Origin of the sequence: Meiothermus luteus, assembly GCF_003574085.1 — a bacterium.
GTDB lineage: Bacteria > Deinococcota > Deinococci > Deinococcales > Thermaceae > Meiothermus > Meiothermus luteus.
This window is the reverse complement of record NZ_QWKZ01000153.1, coordinates 1-3,902: the sequence shown is the minus strand read 5'-3', so window position 1 is coordinate 3,902 and position 3,902 is coordinate 1. Positions and strand designations below refer to the sequence as shown.

Below are 3,902 nucleotides of genomic sequence, written 5' to 3'. Positions count from 1 at the left end.
GGCCAGGAGGGGAGACCTACGCGAAGGCCCACGCTGCGGTGGGTGTTCCAGTACTTCCTCTGGGTGCGCTTGGTGGTCCTTGGGGGTAAGCCCTTGGTGCTCCACCTTTCCCCACACCACGAAACGGTGGTCCGGCTCCTGGGGGTGGAGCGATATTATCTCCTCACATGAAGAAGGGTGCGGAATGTGGGCTTTGTATTCCGCCCGTTCAGAGGACGTTCAGACCAGATTAAGGGTACCTTTGCTAGGCTGGCCCCCGGAGCACCCAAGCTCCAGGAGGTCCTGATGAAACAGACCCTGCTCATAGTCTTTGGACTCCTGACCCTGATGTTGGTGGGCTGCAGCGGGCAAACGGGTTCAGCCTCGCTGGAGACCATGTCCCAAGCCGAGGACGACCTCAAAGCGGCGGCCCTGCCCTTGGCTGAGGAAGCGGAGCGCCTCTTTAGCGACCTCGTGCCCGCCCGCCTAGCTCCTCAAGCGGAATCCCCTCGCTCCCTCACCCTGATCCAGGACAGCGATGGGATCACGCTGGTGGCCTCCCACAGCCTATGGCAACCTCCCGAGGACCCAAGCGTCCTGGGCGACCGCCCCCTGGCCGTGGTCATTCGCTGCACCAGCGACGGAAGGCGTTGCGCCGGATATCGAGGCAACCTCGGGGGCACCGAGCAAGAGGGGTACCGGATAACCTGGTATGGGGGCAAGGATGAGGGTGGAAGGCGGCTTTCCCGTTCTGTCCCCGCCGGCCTAGGTTGGGGAGGCCTTTGCCCGCCGGGCCAACCCCATTTTAGCTGGAAAAAGTGGGGAATGTACTACGTGTTTGACGGGTGCCAGTATTTCAACCCCAACCGCATCGCCCACCTCAACGCGCCCTTCCCCTCCGACCTGCCGGGGCAGGACCTAAGCGGCACCCTTGACACCACCCCCTTCGCGGAGCGCCTGCGCCAGGTTTGCTGCGGCTTGCCCAAGCCCTTTGATGTGGAATGGCCCCCCGCCATCCTGCTCCGGGAGGACGTGGCCGTGGCCTTCTTACCCTATCAAAACCCCAGACTCCGGCAAGCCCGCTCCCTTGAAGAGCTGGTCGGGGAGCCCCTGGGCATCGCCTACTGGCGCCAAGCGGCTGGCGGGGCAACACTGACCAAGGCCGACGCCGCGCGGATTCTGGAGGTCAAGTTTACGCGCGAGGACCCCGATTGGATTCTGGTGGCCACGGACCTCAAGGATCCGAGCCAAACCCTTAAGTTCAGGGTCGGTGAGGTGGGGTGGTGTGATGGTTGCTTCGGCCAGGATCCGCCACCAGGCCAACCCATTCCCCGGTACCTCGGCATCGAGGATCGGCTTCAGGAACCGCCCATGCTCCACCTGCAGGTGGGCCCCTTGGAGCTTAGGGGGATAGAAAAGAAGGACATTCGGAGGTAAAGGATGAACCGGTATCTCACACTCCTTCCCTTGGCCCTCCTCCTCTTCGCATGCAGCGGTCCCACGGCCAGCTGCACCACCCCCATCTGCCTCAAGGCCCACTGGCCTCTGAATGAGTCCCCCGGGGCAACCTCGGTACAGGACGTGGTGGCCAATCCCATCTTCAACCAGGGCACGCCCAAGCCCGGGGCCGTGGTGGCCTGGCCGGGGTTCAGCGGCCCCACGCAGGTTTCCGGGCAGACCGCGGGGGCCCTGTACTTCCCCGGGAATGGGAGCACCTGGGTGGAAGTCCCTTCCACCCCCGACCTCAACCTCTCTTACGGGAGCCTCTACCTCGAGGCCTATGTGGCCCCGGTCCAGTGCGGAGCGGGCTCGTATTACCCGATTCTGGACAAATGGGACACCTCTAGCCAGGATGGATATACCCTCTACCTGGAAGGGGTAGCCGCAGGGCAGGCAAGGATCGCCTTCCGCTTGGGCAACCAGACGTTTTTCTCCAGCCAAACCCTCCCCGCCAACTTTACCCCCCCTTCCGGCGGCACCTGGACCCAAGTGGCGGTCAAGGTGGGTGGGACCAGTGGCACTGGCACTTTCTACGTGAACGGCGCCTCCGCAGGGACCTTCACCGCCCCAGGTGGGGCCACCAGCAACGCGCTACCCCTGTGGTTAGGCGCCCTGCACACCCCACCTGCTGGGTTTTTCCACTGTGAAGTAGGCCTGGACGAGGTAAAGGTGGGTTACTGAACTGAACCCCATTTTTAGTGGCCAATAGGAGGTCAGGATGAAGCGCTCTCGGCTCCTGGCACCCCTTGTTCTCCTCACCGCTTGCGGCGGGGGCGGTCCCCAACCCCTCAACGTGACCCTGGTGGACGGGATAGGAGAACCCCTCCAGCCCCTGGCGGCCGCCTGGCGGGTGGGCCCCCCACCCTCGAGCGGCTCCCTTCCCTGGAACGCCCTACCCGTAGCCCAATCCAGTTGGAGCCTTCCCCTACTCCCCTCCGCCCGCTTCCAAATCGCCTTCCGCTGCCCCGATGTGGGCGGAACCCAGTTCTACGTGAGCCTAGACCTCATGCGCAACGAGCTTGGCAACAACCTCTTGGTGCGTTGCCCGAGCGCTTATGCCAACGCCACGGCCAACGTGAGTGGAGCGTTTACGCCTGCCCTCACCACCGGAATAGCCTTCTCCGCCAGGGGACAGGTGAGCGCAACCTCCACCAGCTTCAGCGGTCTTTCCGTTCCCCTGGGGCCTGGTAAGGAGGTGGCCGTGCTGGGCCAAGACAGCACCGGTACGCCGTACTTTGGCCGGCTGACCTCCCTGAACATTACCGGCCCCACCACCGTGGGCCCCCTTTCCCTAACGCCCACGAGCACCTTGAGCGTCACCACCCCTCCTGGCTTCTTCTCCTATGCAGGCTTGGTCTTGGCCAGCTATGTCCCTCTGGACCTCGCCTCCTGGACCGGAGGCACCCAGAGCGTTCCCCGTCCCTCCCCCGTCGTGGCCGGCGATCTTTTCCAGTTTTGGACCTGCCACGGTTTTAGCTGCGCCCTCCAGCGCAAGGATGCCAATGACCCCGCGGTGGCCCCTTCCGCCTCCTTGAGCCTCTCCGTGCCTCCCTTGAGCCTCTCGGGCAACGAGAGCCACACCTCAAGCACCCTTCCTACCTTTAGCAACCTAACCTCAGGAGGCTTTAGCCCTGGCCTCGGCTTCCTTGGGTACGCCCTCTTCCTAGGGGAGCCGGGAATCCGCTATTGGCGCCACTTCGTAAGCCCAGGAGCCTTGGGAAGCTCCAGCAGTTACCACGTGGACGTGGAGACCGCCCCCGGGATGGCCGGGGTGGTTCCAAGCCCCGGAAGCACGGTCCAGCTCAGGGCCACCGCCTTCGCCGGGGACCAACCCCTAAGCGCCCTCCTCGCGGCCAGACCCATCCCCGGAGAAACCTTCCCCGGCCACACCCTTTTTCTGGATCGGATGTGGCCGGTGCAGCTGGAAACGGCCCTGCTCCAAACCACCCTGACCTGGTAGCCTGGGCCCATACCCCGCCCAGCCCAAGGCGGGGCAACGGCGCCCCCCTTGGGCTTAGCCTGGGGCGTTAATCTAACCCAAGTTGCCACCTACCCCATCCTCCCTGCCAAGAGCCGGATGTTGTGGGCCAGGACAAAGCTGAGCACCTTCAGGACAAACCCCTCCTGGGTCACAGCGTGGATGCGCCGAGGGAAGAGCCCGCGCGACATGCTCCCCACCGTCTCCACCACCCGCCGCCCCAGAATGGCCAAGGGTAGCGTAGCGTATTTTGTGGGTTAATCTGGAGGTGTCCGATGACCCAAGATGAGCTCCGGCGGTTGACCAAGGAGGAGATCAGCCGGCGCATCCGGGAAGGGGTGAAGGCGGTCCTTGAGCGGGTGCTGGAGGAGGAGATGACCGAGCACCTGGCCGCCGGTTACCGGGGGTACACACCCAGCCGGCGGGGGGAGCGCAACGGCCACTA

Annotated in this window: 4 protein-coding genes and 2 pseudogenes; 5 read left to right on the top strand and 1 reads right to left on the bottom strand. The window is 64.4% G+C overall.

The window, feature by feature from the left end; all coding sequences use genetic code 11:
* The 4 genes and pseudogenes from Mlute_RS14400 to Mlute_RS14385 form a co-directional block, all read left to right on the top strand.
* Positions 1–171 (top strand): annotated as a pseudogene (locus Mlute_RS14400) (IS1634 family transposase); the annotation flags it as partial.
* Positions 172–285: 114 nt separating this feature from the next.
* Entirely contained in the window at positions 286–1,416 is a 1,131-nt protein-coding gene (locus tag Mlute_RS14395; RefSeq protein ID WP_119361243.1) for a hypothetical protein, read from the top strand.
* Positions 1,417–1,419: 3 nt separating this feature from the next.
* Positions 1,420–2,160 (top strand): LamG domain-containing protein, encoded by a 741-nt coding sequence (locus tag Mlute_RS14390; protein ID WP_245959000.1) that lies wholly within the window; start codon positions 1,420–1,422, stop codon positions 2,158–2,160.
* A 37-nt stretch (positions 2,161–2,197) separates the two neighbouring features.
* Positions 2,198–3,439 (top strand): ArsR family transcriptional regulator, encoded by a 1,242-nt coding sequence (locus tag Mlute_RS14385; protein WP_119361242.1) that lies wholly within the window; start codon positions 2,198–2,200, stop codon positions 3,437–3,439.
* An 89-nt stretch (positions 3,440–3,528) separates the two neighbouring features.
* Here the strand turns inward: Mlute_RS14385 and Mlute_RS14380 are convergent.
* Positions 3,529–3,690: pseudogene (locus Mlute_RS14380) on the bottom strand (IS982 family transposase); the annotation flags it as partial.
* Between the two features lie 42 nt (positions 3,691–3,732).
* Between Mlute_RS14380 and Mlute_RS16655 the strand changes: the two are divergent.
* Positions 3,733–3,902, top strand: a 170-nt coding sequence (locus Mlute_RS16655) for a transposase (protein WP_182482588.1), incomplete at its 3' end; no start/stop codon positions are given.

Excerpts from the sequence above, each read along its gene's own strand:
- Mlute_RS14395 (WP_119361243.1), top strand. The coding sequence starts at position 286 with ATGAAACAGACCCTGCTCATAGTCTTTGGACTCCTGACCCTGATGTTG.
- Mlute_RS14390 (WP_245959000.1), top strand. The coding sequence starts at position 1,420 with ATGAACCGGTATCTCACACTCCTTCCCTTGGCCCTCCTCCTCTTCGCA.
- Mlute_RS14385 (WP_119361242.1), top strand. The coding sequence starts at position 2,198 with ATGAAGCGCTCTCGGCTCCTGGCACCCCTTGTTCTCCTCACCGCTTGC.